The following is a 15,925-nucleotide window of genomic DNA, read 5'->3' as shown; positions in this document are numbered from 1 at the left end:
CGCACCCGCGTCACGGTTCGCTTCCGTTCGCGACGGTGATCAGCATGCTCTCCAGAGCCAGGAGCGGCGCGACGTTCTGCTCGAGGTTGCGGCGGGTCACCGCGATCCGGTCGAGCACCGCGAGGGTGCGCGTCGCCGACCAATCGGCTGCGACCGCGCGCAGCTCGGCGGCGAGCTCCGGGTTGATCAGATCGTGGTCGCGCCCGAACTGCAGCAGCACAACATCGCGGTAGAGCGCCTGCAGGTCGGTCAGAACGCGGTCGATGCCGTCGCGCAGACTGCGGGTCGCCCGCCGCTTCTGATCGTCTTCGAGCTGGTTGACCTGCCCCCGCACCGCGGGCGGAACCGCGGCGCCCTCGGCGACGCCCATCGTGCGCAGCAGGGCGGCGCGCTCCTGCTCGTCGCGGACCGCCGTGAGGGCCTTGGCGTCGTCGGTGGCGACGCGCACGATCTGGCCCGCGACCTCGACGGCGTCGCCGACCCCGCGCACCCGCAGGACGGCGGCGAGCGTCTCGGCCCTCCGCGCACGCGCGTCGGCGTCGGTCGCGAGCCGCTGTGCCATGCCGATGTGCCGCTGGGCGTGCCGGGCCGACTCCACCGCGACCGCGCGGTCAACACCGGTGCGCTGTACGAGCAGATCGGCGACGTCGTCGACCTCGGGTTCGCGCAACCGCAGCACCCGCACGCGCGATCGGATCGTGGGCAGCAGGTCGGCGTCGCTGGGGGCGCACAGCACCCACACGGTGCGCTCCGGGGGCTCCTCGAGGGCCTTGAGCAGCACGTTGGAGGTGCGCTCGGCCATGCGGTCGGCGTCTTCCATCACGATGACGCGGTAACGGCCGAGCGACGGCGAGAAGTACGAGCGCTCGACGAGGGCGCGCGCCTCTTTGATCGAGATGATGACGCCCTCGGTGCGAAGCGCGGTCATGTCGGGGTGCGTTCCGGCGAGCACCTGATTCATCGCCGCCGTATCGCCGGGCTCGGCGATCAGAGCCGCCCCGAAGGCGCGGGCCAGTGTCGAGCGTCCGGACCCCGGTGGGCCCGTGATGAGCCACGCGTGCGCGAGGGCGGAAGGATCGGATGCTGCGGTGCGCAGCGCGTTCACGGCCTCGTCCTGGCCCCACACGGCGTCCCACGGCGCGCCGACTCCGACGGAGTCGATCACGGCACCAGACATGGCTACCACCCTAGACGCGGGTCACGACAGCGCCGCGCGGCCCCGCAGCATCCACCCTCGTCACAGGACGGCGGCGACGCGTTCGCGGATCGCGGCGGCGATCTCGTCGACGGGACGGGACGCGTCGAGGACGAGGAAGCGCTCCGGTTCCGACGCGGCGAGCGCGAGGAAGGCCGACCGCACCCGGGCGTGGAACTCGTGCTTCTCGGACTCGAGGCGGTCGAACGGCTTGTCGTCGGCGTCGAGGCGCGCGCGGGCGGCGGTCGGATCGAGATCGAGCAGCACCGTCACCTGCGGCAGCAGACCGTTCGCTGCCCACAGCGACAGGTCGCGCACCTCGCCCGCGTCGAGCACGCGCCCGGCGCCCTGGTAGGCGACCGACGAGTCGAGGTAGCGGTCTTGGATCACGACCTCGCCGCGCGCGATCGCCGGCCGCACCACCGTCTCGACGTGGTGCGCGCGGTCGGCGGCGTACAGCAGCGCTTCGGCGCGCGGCGCCACGTCGCCGCGGTGGTGCAGCACGATGTCGCGGATGAGCACCCCGACCTCGGTGCCGCCCGGCTCGCGGGTGCGGACGACCGTGCGCCCCTCGCCCGCCAACCACTCCTCGAGCAGGCGTGCCTGCGTCGTCTTGCCGACGCCGTCACCGCCCTCGAGCGTGACGAACAGACCGGACGGAGACTCTCCGGCCGACGTGACCTCGGTCACGAGGTCTTCTTCGGCGCCGCCTTCTTGGGCGCGGCCGCCTTCTTCGGGGCGGCTGCCGCCTTCTTCGCGGGCGCCTTGCGCGTGGTCGTGCGCTTCGGGGCCGGCCCCTTGGCGCGCTTGTCGGCGATCAGCTCGACGGCGCGCTCGAAGGTGATGTCGAGGGCGACCTCGCCGCGCGGGATCGTCGCGTTCGTCTCACCGTCGGTGACGTACGCCCCGAACCGGCCGTCCTTCAGGCGGATCGGCTTGCCGCTGACCGGATCGTTGTCGAACTCCTTCAGCGCGCTCGAGGCACGGCGCGCGCCGTACTTCGGCTCGGCGTACTTCGCGAGCGCCTCCTCGAGCGTCACGTCGAAGATCTGCTGTTCGCTGTCGAGGGAGCGCGAGTCGGTGCCCTTCTTGAGGTAGGGCCCGAAGCGTCCGTTCTGCGCCGTGATCTCCTCGCCCGACTCGGGGTCGGCGCCGACCACGCGCGGAAGCGTGAGCAACCGGAGGGCGGTCTCGAGATCGAGCGTGTCGACCGACATCGACTTGAACAGAGACGCCGTGCGGGGCTTGGGTGCTTCGACCTTCTTGGCGCCCCGCTTCTTCGGGGCCTCGACGACCTCGCCCGTCGCCGCGTCGACGTTCTCGGGCTCTTCGGGCTCGAGCTCCTGCACGTACGGCCCGTAGCGACCGTCCTTCACGACGATGAGCTTGCCGTTCTCGGGGTTCTCGCCGAGCACGCGATCGCCGGCGACCGGAGCGTCGATGAGCTCCTGCGCCTTCTCGGCGGTGAGCTCGTCGGGCGCCAGGTCTTCGGGCACGTTGACGATGCGGGGTTTGGCCTCGGGGTCGGCCGACTCGGCGATCTCGAGGTAGGGCCCGTACTTGCCGAAGCGCAGCACCGCAGCATCCGTGATGCGCGTGGAGTTGAGCTCGCGCGCATCGATCTCGCCGAGGTTGTCGACGATGTTGCGCAGACCCACCTGGTCTTCGGAGCCGAAGTAGAACGACTTGAGCCACGCACCCCGGCCCTGCTCGCCACGGGCGATGCGGTCGAGGTCGTCTTCGAGCGCCGCCGTGAAGTCGTAGTCGACGAGGTCGGCGAAGTGCTCTTCGAGCAGACGCACGACGCTGAACGCGAGCCAGCTCGGCACGAGGGCCTGCCCGCGCTTGCTGACGTAGCCGCGGTCGAGGATCACGTCGATGATGCTCGCGAAGGTCGACGGGCGTCCGATGCCCTTCTCTTCGAGCGCCTTGACGAGGCTCGCCTCGGTGTAGCGCGGCTTCGGCGAGGTCGCGTGGCCCTTGGGCTCGACGTCGCGAACGTCGACCGTGTCGCCGACGGCGACAGCCGGCAGCGACTGGTCGTCGCTCGAATCGGAGGCGTGACGCTTCTCGTCGCTGCCCTCTTCGTAGGCCTCGAGGAAGCCCTTGAAGGTGTAGACGGTTCCGGATGCGGTGAACTCCGCGGCCTTCTCCCCCGCCTGCACGACGAGGGTGACGGTGGTCGTCTCGTACTTGGCGTCGGACATCTGGCTGGCGACGGTGCGCTTCCAGATGAGGTCGTACATCTTCTGCTCGTCGCGGTCGAGACCGCCCGACACCGAGGACGGCGTACGGAAGTGCTCGCCCGACGGACGAATGGCCTCGTGGGCCTCCTGTGCGTTCTTGGCGTTGTTGCGGTAGGTGCGGGGGTTCGCCGGCACGGCCTTGTCGCCGTACAGCGTGACGGCCTGCTCGCGGGCAGCGCTGATCGCCTGCGCAGACAGCGCCGTCGAGTCGGTGCGCATATAGGTGATGTACCCCTTCTCGTAGAGACGCTGGGCGACGCTCATCGCGTGCTTCGCGCTCATCGAGAGCTTGCGTCCGGCCTCCTGCTGAAGGGTGGAGGTCGTGAAGGGGGGCTTCGGGCTGCGCGTGCCGGGCTTGGCTTCGACGCTGGAGACGGAGGCCACGCCCGCCGCTTCGATCGCCGCGGCGAGCTCGCGGGCTCCGGCCTCGTCGAGGACGACGACGGCCTTCTTGAGCGTTCCGCGGTCGTCGAAGTCGCCGCCGCGGGCGAGGGGCGCGCCGTCGAGGCGGGCCAGACGGGTCGTGAACGAGGATGCGCCCTTGGCGGCGAGCGCCTCGACGTCCCAGTAGGAGGCCGAGACGAACGCCATGCGCTCGCGCTCGCGCTCGACGACCATGCGGGTGGCGGCGGACTGCACGCGACCGGCGCTCAGCGCGGCGCCCTCGCGGCCGGAGCCGACCTTGCGCCAGAGCACCGGCGAGACGTCCCAGCCGTACAGACGGTCGAGCACGCGGCGGGTCTCCTGAGCGTCGACCAGCGCGAGGTCGAGCTCGCGGGTGTTCTCGGCGGCGGCGCGGATGGCGTCCTTCGTGATCTCGTGGAAGACCATGCGCTTGACGGGCACCTTGGGCTTGAGCACCTCGAGCAGGTGCCACGCGATGGCTTCGCCCTCGCGATCCTCATCAGTGGCGAGCAGGACTTCGTCGGCGGTCTTGAGGGCGCGCTTGAGTTCGGCGACGGTCTTCGTCTTGCGGTCGTTGACCACGTAGAAGGGGTCGAAGTCGTTGTCGACGTCGATCGAGTACTTGCCGTACGCCGCCTTCTTCTCGACGGGGATGTCTTTCTTGCTCGCGAGGTCGCGGATGTGACCGACCGAGCTCAACACCTCGTAGTCGTCACCGAGGTACCCCTGGATCGACTTCATCTTCGTGGGGGACTCGACGATGACGAGCTTCTTGCCGTGTGCCACTGGGGTCCTTTCGTCGTTGCACACCATACACACGAGTTGTGAGCAGAGGCCGTTCGTCGCTGTCAGGGCGCGGCGTCGGGCGGTGGCCCGGCGCGGGCCGAGACGGATGCGGCGACCCCTCCGAACGGCGCCGAGACCGTCACCGTGGCGACCACGCCGTCGAGATCGCACGTCGTCACGGCGGCCCCGGCGGTGGCGGCGACCTCGGCGGCACGGTCGCAGGGAACACCCGCGACCGCACCGCTCGCGGCGTCGGCCGCGGCGAGGGCCGCAGCATCCGCCGCCCCCGACAGCCGCTGCGCGTGCACCGAGGCGGCTCCTACGACGGCGAGCGCCGCCGTCACGACGATCACGCCGGCCATGACGCCGACGCCGGCGACCGTGCCCGCCATCAGATGCCGCCCGCCAGCGCGCAGGACGTCGCGGTGAGGTCGGGGAGCGGGAGGGCGAGTGGCGCGGAGGCCGTCGCCACGACGCACATCAGATCGCCGCGGTGCTGGATGTCGGCTGCGCCTCCCGCCGAACCGACGATCGCGTGCGCACGCCCCGGGTCGTCGCCGCGGGCGACGAGCCTCGCGGCGTCGGCCGCTGCGTCTTGAAGGCGAACCTGCCGCGCACCGGCGGCCAACGCACCCACCCCGAGAGTCACGACGAGCACGATCGCGGGCAAGACGACGGCGAACTCCGCGGTGACCGAGCCGCGGTCGCCGAGGCACCGATGCCGGTGCGCCGCGGGGCCCGCGCTCATTCGAAGGTCAGCGCCCGTCGCACGAGGTCGGTCAAGATGCCGCGCACCTCGTCGGAGCGCATGATCACGACGAGGAGGCCGGCGAAGGCGACAGCCGCCATCGTGGCGATCGCATACTCGGCGGTGGCGGCCCCCGCGTCGTCGTGGAAGAGCTGAGCGGCCCGGCGCCTCGTGAGGGTGGGGATGTCGTCGCCCGTCGAGGCGGGGGCGGTGGCGTCCTTGCCGGTGGTCGGGGTGTCGGTCATGCGTACTCCTTCATGTGTGGTGGGACGGGGTGGGCACGGACGACGGCGTGTCAGACGACGAGCACACCGGAGGACAGGATGCTGAGCAGCATCGGGGCGACGCCGAGCAGCAGGAATGCGGGGAGCGTGCAGACCCCGAGCGGGAGCAGCAGCTTCGACGACAGTTCGGCCGCCCGCAGCCGTCCGTCGGTGCGAGCCCGATGACGCGCGAGCCAGGCCGACGAGCGGAGCAGCTCGACGGCCGGCACGCCCGCCGTCGTCGAGAGCGCGAGGATCTCGTCGACCTCGTCGTCGGGGCACTCGGTCGTGCCGCGGACGAGGGCCCGCGCCCGCTCGACCGACGCGCCGCCGCTCAGGGCGATCGCCGTGAGCTCGGCGTCGATCCCTGGAACACCGCCCGCGGGGTGGGCGCGGCGCACGAGTGAGGCGCTCCACCGGCGCGCGGCGACGATGAGCGCGATGCCGGCGAGGAGGCACGCGACGCCCAACGGGTTCGCGGCCAGCACGGTGACGGTGTCGAATCCGAGTACGAGACCGAGGGCGATGGCGACGAGCGGCAGCCAACTCATGAGGCGAGCGGTCGCGGCAGGTTCGGCGAGGGCGATGCGCACCTCGTCGGCCGCCTGCTGGCCGTCGCGAAGCGCGGCGGCGACGTCGCGGAGGCTCTGCGCCAAGGGCGCTCCGACGGTGGTCGCGACGCCCCAGGCCGCCCCCACATCGCGCCATGGGCCACCGGCCGACGCCAGGGCGCTGGGGGCGTCGCCGCCCGCGGCGACGGCAGCGCAGACGCTCACGGCCATCGTGTCTCCCGCGTCGGCGAGGAACGTCCACGCCCGGGCGGGAGCCACCCCGGCAGCCAGGAGCACCGAGAGCCGCAGCACCGCGTCGGCGGTGGCCGCCGCATCCGGCCCGCCGTCTTTCGCCCGCCGCGTCAGGAGGCCCACGGCAGCCCTTCCACGGCGAGCCGATCGTCGCGCAGCACCGGACGCGCGGCGCCCACGACCCGACGTGCCCCGTCGGGGTCGCGGGCGAGATGCACGATGCAGCCGATCGCGCTCACGACCTGTCGAGCGAGCGAGCGGTCGTCGAGACCGGCGAGCGCGCCGAGGGCCTCGAGCCGGGCGGGCACGTCGTTCAGCCCGTTGGCGTGCAGGGTTCCGGCGCCGCCCTCGTGCCCGGTGTTGAGGGCTCCGAGGAGGTCGCGCACCTCGGCGCCGCGGCACTCCCCGACCACCAGCCGGTCGGGGCGCATGCGCAGAGCTTCGCGCACGAGTCGCGCCAGATCGACGCCGCCGGCTCCTTCGAGATTGGGCTGACGCGCCTCGAGGGCGACGTGGTGGGGATGCCGCAGTCGCAGCTCGGCGACGTCTTCGATCGTGACGATGCGGTCGGTCTCGGGCGCGCGCGAGAGCAGCGCCGACAGGAGCGTGGTCTTGCCCGCCCCGCCGGCGCCGGTGATGAGAACGTTCGTGCGGTCGGCGACGAGCCGGCCGAGCGCTGCGGCGCCCGCCGCGTCGACCATGCCGCCGCGGGCGAGGTCGTCGAGATCGGGCAACGACATCCTCGGCACGCGGATCGAGATCGACGTGCCACGCTGCGCGATCGGAGCGAGCACCGCGTGCACCCTCAGCCCTCGGCCGAGACGCACGTCGACGCACGGCGTCGCGTCGTCGATGTGCCGGCCGCCGAGCCCGATCAACGCGACCGCGAGGTCGCGCACGTCGCTTTCGCCCGCGTGCCACTCCCGCACGCGTCGGGGCCCGTCGCCGCGATCGACGAAGAGTCCGGCGTCGCCGTTGACGAAGAGGTCGGTCACGTCGGGATCGTCGAGGTAGCGTCCGAACGACTGGAGCACCGGATGCCGCGACACGAAGCCCTCGTCGATGGGTGCGATCTCGTCGCGAGCCGCGGGGACGACGGGGACGAGCGAGGCGGGCTCGGCCGGCTCGGCGCGCGGATGGTGCGGACGCGGGGCGACGACGAAGGGGACGACCATTCGTCGACCGTAGGAAGAAGCGTCTGCTCGTCGCCGTCGATCGCGGTCGGCGGTGGAGAAGACGCAGCGCCGAGGCGCTGGGGAGGAGCGCCCGGGAAAAGAGGAGGCGGCACCTCATAGGGGGGTATGAGGTGCCGCCACGCAGCACGCACGATTGGGGGGGTGCGCGCGCCGCGAATGCCAGAATCGAAGTTCGGCTGGCATCGATACTATGCCCAATCCGAGGGGAACGCGATCGACGCGCACGAACGACCGACCAACTATCGGAGGTAGTCGCACCTCCGACCCGTGGCTAGATTGAGCCTGTCCGGCGGGCGATGCGCAGCATCCGCCCTCCCATCCGCCACGCAAGGGAGCGCGCCCCGATGAGCAGCCAGATCGATCACCTCCTCTCGGAGACGCGACGCTTCGCGCCGTCGGCCGACTTCGCCGCCACGGCCGTCGGCGCCGCCGACCTCTATGAGCGGGCCGCGGCCGACCGCGAGGAGTTCTGGGCCGATCAGGCGCGCGAACTGCACTGGCACACGCCGTTCACGCAGGGCCTCGACTGGTCGAATCCTCCGTTCGCGACCTGGTTCGCCGACGGCGAGCTGAACGTGGCCTACAACTGCCTCGACCGTCACGTCGAGGCCGGTCACGGCGACCGGCTCGCGCTGCTGTGGGAAGGCGAGAACGGCGACGAGCGCCGCGTGTCGTACGCCGAGCTCACTGACGAGGTCAAGCGCGTTGCGAACGTGCTGCGGGGCCTCGGAATCGGTGCGGGCGACCGCGTGGCGATCTACCTGCCGATGATCCCCGAGGCGGTGGCGGCGATGCTGGCCGTCGCTCGCCTCGGAGCGATCCACTCCGTCGTCTTCGGCGGCTTCTCGGCCGACAGCCTGCGCGCGCGCATCGACGACGCTGGCGCGAAGCTCGTCATCACCGCCGACGGCGGCTACCGCAAGGGCAAGGTGTCGGCCCTCAAGCCCGCCGTCGACATGGCCCTCGCCGACCGCAACGGGTCGGGCGTGCAGGAGACCGTCGAGCACGTGCTGGTGGTGCGCCGCGGGGGCAACGAGGTCGACTGGCAGGAGGGGCGCGACCTGTGGTGGCACGAGACGGTGCCGGATGCGTCGCCCGACCACGCGGCCGAGGGCTTCCCGGCCGAGAATCCGCTGTTCATCCTCTACACCTCCGGCACCACGGGCAAGCCGAAGGGCATCCTCCACACCTCGGGCGGATACCTGACGCAGGCGGCGTTCACCAACCGCGTCGTGCACGACATCCACCCCGAGACGGACGTCTACTGGTGCACCGCCGACATCGGCTGGATCACCGGGCACACCTACGTCACCTACGGCCCCCTGGCCAACGGCGCGACGCAGGTGCTCTACGAGGGCACCCCCGACACCCCGCACCCCGGACGCTGGTGGGAGGTCATCGAGAAGTACGGCGTGACCGTGTTCTACACCGCGCCGACGGCGATCCGGTCGTTCATGAAGATCGGCCGCGAGGTGCCCCAGAAGTTCGACCTGTCGTCCCTCCGGCTGCTCGGATCGGTGGGAGAGCCCATCAACCCCGAGGCGTGGATGTGGTACCGCACGATCATCGGCGACGAGACTGCGCCGATCGTCGACACCTGGTGGCAGACCGAGACCGGCGCGATCATGATCTCCGCGCTTCCGGGCGTCACCGAGACCAAGCCCGGCTCGGCGCAGGTGCCCCTTCCGGGCATCACGGTCGACGTGGTCGACGACGCTGGCGAGCCCGTCGGTCACGGCAACGGCGGACTGCTCGTGATCACCGAACCGTGGCCGAGCATGCTGCGCGGGATCTGGGGCGACCCCGAGCGCTTCAAGGAGACGTACTGGGACAAGTTCGCCGACAAGGGCTACTACTTCGCCGGCGACGGCGCGCGGCTCGATGACGACGGAGACGTGTGGCTCCTCGGCCGCGTCGATGACGTCATGAACGTCTCGGGGCACCGGTTGTCGACCGCCGAGATCGAGTCGGCCCTGGTCGGCAACGAGGCGGTCGCCGAGGCGGCCGTCGTCGGAGCGTCGGATGAGACGACCGGGCAGGCGGTGGTGGCGTTCGTCATCATCAAGCAGAGCTTCCTCAAGGCGCACTCCGCCGAGGGCCTCGCCTCGACGCTGCGCGGCTGGGTCGGCGAGCAGATCGGCCCGATCGCCCGGCCTCGCGACATCTACATCGTCGGAGAGCTTCCGAAAACGCGATCCGGCAAGATCATGCGGCGGTTGCTGCGCGACGTGGCCGAGGGCCGCGAGGTCGGCGACACCACGACGCTCGCCGACACGATGGTCATGAGCACGATCACCGGTCAGGTCACCGGCACGAGATGACGACAGCGTTTCGCACTCGGTGGTTCGTACCCGTGCTCGGCGTCTGGATGGCGATGGCCTCATCCGCGATCATCGTGATCGGTCACCATCGTCTGAGTGCGATCGCCGGGGCGGCGCTGCTCGCACCGATGGGAGAGTCTTCCAACCGCCGCCCCGGTCGCTGAGCCTGTCGAAGCGCCCGGGGCGGATGCTGCGGCTCAGGCGAGCGTGAAGACGACCTCGACCTCGACGGGGCTGTCGAGCGGGAGCACCGGCACGCCGACGGCGGATCGGGCGTGACGCCCGGCATCGCCGAAGACGTGGCCGAGCAGTTCGCTCGCACCGTTGATGACCCCGGGCTGGCCGGTGAAGGCCGGGACGGAGGCGACGAACCCGGTCACCTTCAGAACGCCCGTGATGCGGTCGACGTCGCCGACGGCGGCGGCCGCCGCTGCGATCGCGTTCAGTGCGCAGAGCCGGGCGTACTGGTGGGCGTCGGCGGGGTCGACGAGGTCGCGGCCTTCGCCGACCTTGCCCGTCGCCGGGAGCACGCCGGAGACGAGCGGAAGCTGCCCCGCGGTGAAGACGAGATCGCCGAAGACCTTCGCCGGGATGTAGGCGCCGGCGGGCTGCGGGACGCTCGGCAGATCGATGCCGAGCTCGGCCAGCATGGCGGACGCGGTCACGACGACTCCCCGAACTGCTGAGCGGCGGTGGCCGCAGCATCCAGCCCCGCGTTCGCGGAGCCGGCGCCCGTCGGGCGCTTGAAGTAGGCGACGAGCCCGCCCTCCGGGCCGGTCACCACCTGCACGAGCTCCCAGCCCTGCTTGCCCCAGTTGTTGAGGATGGCGGCGGTGTTGTGGATGAGAAGAGGTGTGGTGAGGTACTCCCACGTGGTCATCGCGGCTCCGGAATCGTCGAGGTCGGCGCGGGAATCGCGGCCTACGGAAACGGCGGGGCTGTCGAGCCATCGCCCAGGGTTCTCCCTTACCATCAAGCCTATGCCTGACAAGAAACGGACGCCTACTGGCGCGCTCGGGGGTCTTCTCGGACTCGTGGGCCTCAGCGTCGTCGCGGGTGTGCTCATCACCGCCACCGTGACCCCGGCCATCGCCGTCTCGGGCGCCGCCGCCTCCAGCGCCATCAAGATCTTCGACAACATGCCGAGCTACCTCGAGATCGACGAGCTCATGCTGCCGACGACGATCTACACGAACGCGGGCGAAGACGGCTGGGTGGAGCTGACGTCGTTCTACGACCAGAACCGCTCCCCGGTCGAGTTCGACCAGATCACCCCGGTCGCGTACGACGCGATCCTCTCCAGCGAAGACCCCCGCTACTACCAGCACGGCGGCGTCGACCTCATCGGCACCACCCGCGCCCTCCTGAGCAACGCTCAGGGCGGTGCGACGCAGGGCGGTTCGTCGATCAGCCAGCAGTACGTGAAGAACGTGCTCATCCAGCGGTGCGAGCGCGACGCCCAGGCCGAGACCGAGACAGCAGAAGACGGCACAGTCACCACGACGAGGTCGCGTGACGAAGCTCTGCAGAGCTGCTGGCTCGAAGCGACCCAGGCGTCGGGCGTCGACGGCTACGAGCGCAAGCTGCAGGAGATGCGCTACGCCATCCAGCTCGAGAAGGAGTACTCGAAAGACGAGATCCTGCTCGGCTACCTGAACATCGCGAACTTCGGCGGTACGACCTACGGCATCGACGCCGCGGCCCGCTACTACTTCAACGTGTCGGCAGCAGACCTGAGCGTCGGCCAGGCCGCCGTTCTCGCGGGCATCGTGCAGAACCCGAATACGTACCGCATCGATCAACCGAATAGCGAGTCCAACGGCGCAGCCAACGGGTACGCGCTGACGAAGACGCGCCAGACCTACGTGCTGGGCCGCATGCTCGAAGACGGCAAGATCACCCAGGAGCAGCACGATGCTGCCGCCGCCGAGCCCATCACGCCTGCGATCACTCCCGCGCAGACCGGATGCTCCGCAACCGGCGCGACCGCGTATTTCTGCCAGTACGTCGTCTCCGTCGTCCGCAACGACCCGGCTTTCGGCGCCGAGCCCGTCGACCGTGAGCGCGCCCTGAAGCAGGGCGGCCTGAACATCTACACCACGCTCGACTGGCGCGTGCAGAGCGCCGCGCAGGAGGCCATGGCCGAGTATGCGCCGGAGTCCGTGCCCGGTACGCGGTACGGCGCCACCTCGGTCAGCATCGAGGCCTCCACAGGGCGCGTGCTCGCGATCGCTCAGAACACGAAGTTCACCGAAGACGGCAACCTGGCGGCGAGCGACCCGGCCTATACGTCGATCGTCTACGCCGGCAACAAGACTTTCGGAGGATCGGCCGGTTTCTCGGCCGGGTCGACCTTCAAGCTCTTCACCCTCATCGACTGGCTCGAGCAGGGCCACTCTGTGAACGAGTCGGTCAACGGGCGAGACGTGCCGATCAGTCGATTCACGAACAGTTGCATCGGCAACATCGTCGGCAACACCTGGAAGCCGGGCAACTTCGGTGGGGGCGGGGGCGGCTACGGCACGCCCATGAGCTTCACCGCACAGTCGCTGAACTCCGGCTACGTCGCGATGGCCGCACAGCTCGACCTGTGCGACATCGGCAAGGTGGCCGCGAAGATGGGCGTCGTCGGCAGCAACGGCGAGCCCATCCAGGTCGACTACCCCACGCAGGTCATCGGCCCCGACGCGGTCTCGCCGATGGCGATGGCAGGTGCCTACGGCACCGTCGCGAACAACGGCGTCTACTGCCAGCCGCAGGTCATCGACCGTGTGACGAACTCCAAGGGCGAGGAGCTTCCCAAGCCGGAGCGCACCTGCGAGCAGGTCATCACGCCCGAGGTCGCGGCGACCGCGGCGTTCGCACTGCAGGGCGTCATGACAGGCAACGGAACCGGCTCGCGGGCGAACACCGGAGACGGCACCGCGCTGATCGGAAAGACGGGAACGCACCAAGAGTGGCAGACCTGGATGGTCGAATCCAGCTCCAAGGTCGCCACCGCGGTCTGGGCGGGTAACGCCAACGGCACGCTCGACGTGTTCAAGAACAGCTACCGAGGCAACGGCCTGCAGAACATCCGCTACTACATCGCGCAGGACGTGCAGCGTGCGGCCAACGCGGCGTACGGCGGGGATGCGTTCCCGCGGCCCGACAACAACCTGGTGCGCCAGGTGCTGCGCGACGTTCCCAACGTCGTCGGTCAGTCGGTCGACCAGGCGACCTCGACGCTGGAGGCTGCGGGCTTCTCGGTGCAGGTGGGCAGCCCCGTCGACTCCGATCAGCCGACCGATATCGTCGTGTCGCAGAGCGCGAACCGCGCACCCTCCGGGGCGAACATCACCATCAGCCCCAGCAATGGCCAGGCGACGTCGGTGCCCTCGGTCGCGGGTTCGGCGCCCGCTCAGGCGGTCGCGACACTGCAGGCGGCGGGCTTCACCCAGCTGTCGGGCAGTTGCACGGCCGATCCTGCCGCGCCCGACGCCGGTCTCGTCTCGGGCACGAACCCGAGCGCCGGCACCGTCACCTCGCGCGGCACGGCCATCACCGTCGCGTACACCGCGAAGGCCTGCTGAGTGGTAGCACCTGCGGCCAAGGCCGCCCTCACCGCCGTCGCGGCGGTGGGGGCGGTCGGTGCGGGCGCCGCGACCTGGGGCATGGGAATCGAGCGCTACCTCTTCACCGTCCGCTATCACGCCCTGCGGGTGCTGCCGCGTGACGCCGATGCCCTCCGCATCCTGCACATCTCCGATGCCCACATGGCGCCGTGGCAGCACCGCAAGCAGGAGTGGATCGCGGGTCTCGCCCGACTCGAGCCCGACCTCATCGTCAACACCGGTGACAACATCGGGCACCGCGACGGCCTGACGGGGCTGCGCGAGGCGTTCGAGCCGTTCACGGGCGTGCCGGGACTGTTCGTTCACGGATCGAACGACTTCCAAGGACCGTCGTTCCGCAACCCGCTGCGCTACTTCACCGGGCCGTCGCAGCGCCGCCCCGATATCGAGCAGATGGATGTCGACGCTCTCGACGGCTACCTGACCGACGACCTCGGGTGGACGCTGATCGACAACGCGGCGACGTCGCTCGAGGTTCGCGGAGTGCGCATCAACGCCTTCGGCGTCAACGATGCCCACCGCGACTGGGACGACCTCGAGGTGCTCCCCGCGGCGATCGGCGGGCTCGGCGAGGCCGATCTCATGCTCGGCGTCACCCACGCCCCCTATAGCCGCGTGCTCGACGAGTACGTCGATCTCGGGGCCGACGTGATCTTCGCCGGCCACACCCACGGCGGACAGGTTCGCATCCCGGGCAGCCGCGATGCACTCGTCGCGAACTGCGACATCCCGCTCGACCAGGCCCGCGGTCTGAGCGAGTGGACGCACGAGGGACGCACCGCGCCGCTCAACGTCAGCGCCGGCCTCGGGCATTCGATCTACGCCCCGGTGCGGTTCGCCTGCCGCCCCGAGGTCACGCTCCTCACGCTCCTGCCGCGCTGATCGCCGTGGCGGCCGCGCGGCCTGCGGTTTCTGCTCTGGAGCATCGGTCCTGGTTGGCGCTACCGTGACGGCATGGATGCGAAAGCCGTGACGGTGGGCATACCCGTCCGCGACATCGACCGTGCGACCGACTGGTACCGAACGGCGCTCTCGCTCGGCGAGCCCGATCAGATTCCCCTGGACGGTCTCGTCGAGTTCGACCTCGGCCCCTTCTGGTTGCAGCTGGCGGCCGCCCCCGATCTTGCGGGCCGCGAGGGCATTTCGGTGAACATCAGCGTCGCCGACGCGACGGCGCTGCGGCGCGACCTGGAGTCGCGGGGCCTGACGGTCGGCGAGATGCAACGTTTCGAAGGCGTGGTCGAGTTCTTCGAGCTGATCGATCCCGACGGAAACAAGATCGGCTTCGTCACCGAACTGGCGTAGGCAGGTCGCGGCTCAGCGCCTCTCGAGTTCGGCGACGACGGGGCGGTGATCGCTCCCGGCATCGTCGAACGACGTCACCACGTCGAACCCTCGCACCGACCAGGCCGGTCCGACGAGCACGTGATCGATCGGCGACGCGAGCCAGGCGGGAGCACGGGTAGGCCAGGTGCCGATAGCGGCCGCGCCCACCTCCGAAGCGGCATCGGCGCACGCTCCGACGAGTGCGGGGCCGCGCCCGGTTCCGGAGAGATGGTCGACGGTCGCGTTGAGGTCGCCCGCGACGATCACGTTCGGCGCATCGCATCGGTCAGCGACCCAGCGCAGACCCTCGCGCCACTGGTTCAGGCTTCCCGGGAGGGGCGGCATGGGGTGCGCGGCGACGATCGTCGGCCCCTCACCCGAAACGGGCCGCCAGACGGCGCTCGGGAGGCCAGGGGTCGATCCCGCCGACGCGTCCACCCGATACTCGCCCAGCTCGCCGGCGATGAGGATCGACGTGGGGATCGGCGAGTACCCCGTCCCGCCGTACGTGGTGTCCGTGGACATGTGCACGCCCCGCTCGGCGAGCATCCGGACGGCTTCGGCAGCGGCGTCCGCGTCGGTCTCGGGGAGGCTCACGATCTCAGCCCCGGTCTCCTGCACCAATCGGGCGATGGCCGACGGTGCGGCAGCGCCGCCCTGCGTGTTCCACGCCACGACCGTGAGCTCACCGCCGGTGCTCTCAGCGCCCCCTGCGCGCGCGAGCACGACGCCGCCGTTGATCACCGCGGCAGCTACGACGGCGATCGCGAGAGCCGCCGAGACCGACCACCGACGTCTGATGACCGCGATGATCGAGGTGACCAGGGCGATCGCGAGCAAGGCGATTGCGAGCGGCCCGCGGAACGCGATGACCTGCGCCACGACCGGTGCCGTCTGCGCCCCGAACGCCTGCGGCCAGGCCGTGAGCACCACCAGGGGCACGCTGACAGCGAGCGTCACGGCGAACAGCGCAGGGCGGTGGCGTCGTGGTTTCACGGAATCCATGACATCACGCCTCTCCT

The 15,925-nt window shown here is 70.4% G+C and carries 16 protein-coding genes; 5 read left to right on the top strand and 11 right to left on the bottom strand.

The window, feature by feature from the left end; translation table 11 throughout:
* Nucleotides 1-10 precede the first annotated feature (10 nt).
* The 8 genes from ABTU82_RS11725 to ABTU82_RS11690 all read right to left on the bottom strand — a co-directional run bounded on the left by ABTU82_RS11725 (nt 11) and on the right by ABTU82_RS11690 (nt 7,621).
* The gene (locus ABTU82_RS11725; protein WP_116648936.1) at nt 11-1,177 is read right to left on the bottom strand and encodes a DNA polymerase III subunit delta'; all 1,167 of its coding nucleotides are present in this window, start codon (nt 1,175-1,177) and stop codon (nt 11-13) included.
* 60 nt (nt 1,178-1,237) lie between these two features.
* The gene (gene tmk, locus ABTU82_RS11720; protein ID WP_407173593.1) at nt 1,238-1,885 is read right to left on the bottom strand and encodes a dTMP kinase; all 648 of its coding nucleotides are present in this window, start codon (nt 1,883-1,885) and stop codon (nt 1,238-1,240) included.
* Complete coding sequence (topA, locus tag ABTU82_RS11715; RefSeq protein ID WP_407173592.1) at nt 1,882-4,632, bottom strand: type I DNA topoisomerase; 2,751 nt, start codon at nt 4,630-4,632, stop codon at nt 1,882-1,884. Before topA ends, tmk begins: the two co-directional genes overlap by 4 nt.
* A gap of 62 nt (nt 4,633-4,694) precedes the next feature.
* On the bottom strand, nt 4,695-5,024 hold the full coding sequence (locus tag ABTU82_RS11710; RefSeq protein WP_407173591.1) for an Rv3654c family TadE-like protein: 330 nt from the start codon (nt 5,022-5,024) through the stop codon (nt 4,695-4,697).
* Nucleotides 5,024-5,380, bottom strand: a complete 357-nt coding sequence (locus tag ABTU82_RS11705; protein WP_407173590.1) for a TadE family type IV pilus minor pilin — start codon at nt 5,378-5,380, stop codon at nt 5,024-5,026. Before ABTU82_RS11705 ends, ABTU82_RS11710 begins: the two co-directional genes overlap by 1 nt.
* Nucleotides 5,377-5,625, bottom strand: a complete 249-nt coding sequence (locus tag ABTU82_RS11700) for a DUF4244 domain-containing protein (protein ID WP_407173589.1) — start codon at nt 5,623-5,625, stop codon at nt 5,377-5,379. The genes ABTU82_RS11705 and ABTU82_RS11700 overlap by 4 nt, the downstream gene beginning before the upstream one ends.
* Before the next feature lie 50 nt (nt 5,626-5,675).
* Nucleotides 5,676-6,569 (bottom strand): type II secretion system F family protein, encoded by an 894-nt coding sequence (locus ABTU82_RS11695; protein ID WP_407173588.1) that lies wholly within the window; start codon nt 6,567-6,569, stop codon nt 5,676-5,678.
* A complete protein-coding gene (locus ABTU82_RS11690) occupies nt 6,557-7,621 on the bottom strand; it encodes a TadA family conjugal transfer-associated ATPase (protein ID WP_407173587.1) in 1,065 nt (354 codons plus the stop codon). Before ABTU82_RS11690 ends, ABTU82_RS11695 begins: the two co-directional genes overlap by 13 nt.
* Before the next feature lie 365 nt (nt 7,622-7,986).
* On the opposite strand from ABTU82_RS11690, the gene acs reads away from it, so the two are divergent.
* The gene (gene acs, locus ABTU82_RS11685) at nt 7,987-9,963 is read left to right on the top strand and encodes an acetate--CoA ligase (RefSeq protein ID WP_407173586.1); all 1,977 of its coding nucleotides are present in this window, start codon (nt 7,987-7,989) and stop codon (nt 9,961-9,963) included.
* On the top strand, nt 9,960-10,127 hold the full coding sequence (locus ABTU82_RS11680; protein ID WP_407173585.1) for a hypothetical protein: 168 nt from the start codon (nt 9,960-9,962) through the stop codon (nt 10,125-10,127). Before acs ends, ABTU82_RS11680 begins: the two co-directional genes overlap by 4 nt.
* A 33-nt stretch (nt 10,128-10,160) precedes the next feature.
* On the opposite strand, the gene ABTU82_RS11675 is transcribed toward ABTU82_RS11680, so the two are convergent.
* Both ABTU82_RS11675 and sp36 read right to left on the bottom strand, forming a co-directional pair.
* Nucleotides 10,161-10,613 carry a RidA family protein gene (locus ABTU82_RS11675; protein WP_407173664.1) on the bottom strand — a complete coding sequence of 151 codons (453 nt, stop codon included), beginning with the start codon at nt 10,611-10,613 and terminating at the stop codon, nt 10,161-10,163.
* 11 nt (nt 10,614-10,624) lie between these two features.
* On the bottom strand, nt 10,625-10,843 hold the full coding sequence (gene sp36, locus ABTU82_RS11670; RefSeq protein WP_116647906.1) for a Sp36 family protein: 219 nt from the start codon (nt 10,841-10,843) through the stop codon (nt 10,625-10,627).
* Between the two features lie 100 nt (nt 10,844-10,943).
* Between sp36 and ABTU82_RS11665 the strand changes: the two genes are divergently transcribed.
* The 3 genes from ABTU82_RS11665 to ABTU82_RS11655 all read left to right on the top strand — a co-directional run bounded on the left by ABTU82_RS11665 (nt 10,944) and on the right by ABTU82_RS11655 (nt 14,882).
* Complete coding sequence (locus tag ABTU82_RS11665; protein ID WP_407173584.1) at nt 10,944-13,535, top strand: transglycosylase domain-containing protein; 2,592 nt, start codon at nt 10,944-10,946, stop codon at nt 13,533-13,535.
* A complete protein-coding gene (locus tag ABTU82_RS11660) occupies nt 13,536-14,459 on the top strand; it encodes a metallophosphoesterase (RefSeq protein WP_407173583.1) in 924 nt (307 codons plus the stop codon). It abuts the gene before it with no gap.
* A 72-nt stretch (nt 14,460-14,531) separates the two neighbouring features.
* Nucleotides 14,532-14,882: a VOC family protein gene (locus tag ABTU82_RS11655; RefSeq protein WP_116647904.1), complete on the top strand. Its 351-nt coding sequence runs from the start codon at nt 14,532-14,534 to the stop codon at nt 14,880-14,882.
* A gap of 12 nt (nt 14,883-14,894) precedes the next feature.
* Here the strand turns inward: ABTU82_RS11655 and ABTU82_RS11650 are convergent, their stop codons facing one another.
* Entirely contained in the window at nt 14,895-15,908 is a 1,014-nt protein-coding gene (locus tag ABTU82_RS11650) for an endonuclease/exonuclease/phosphatase family protein (RefSeq protein WP_407173582.1), read from the bottom strand.
* Between the last annotated feature and the right edge of the window lie 17 nt (nt 15,909-15,925).

This window comes from Microbacterium deferens, from assembly GCF_045517775.1.
Taxonomy (GTDB): Bacteria; Actinomycetota; Actinomycetes; order Actinomycetales; family Microbacteriaceae; genus Microbacterium.
This window is presented reverse-complemented; position numbering and strand designations above follow the sequence as displayed.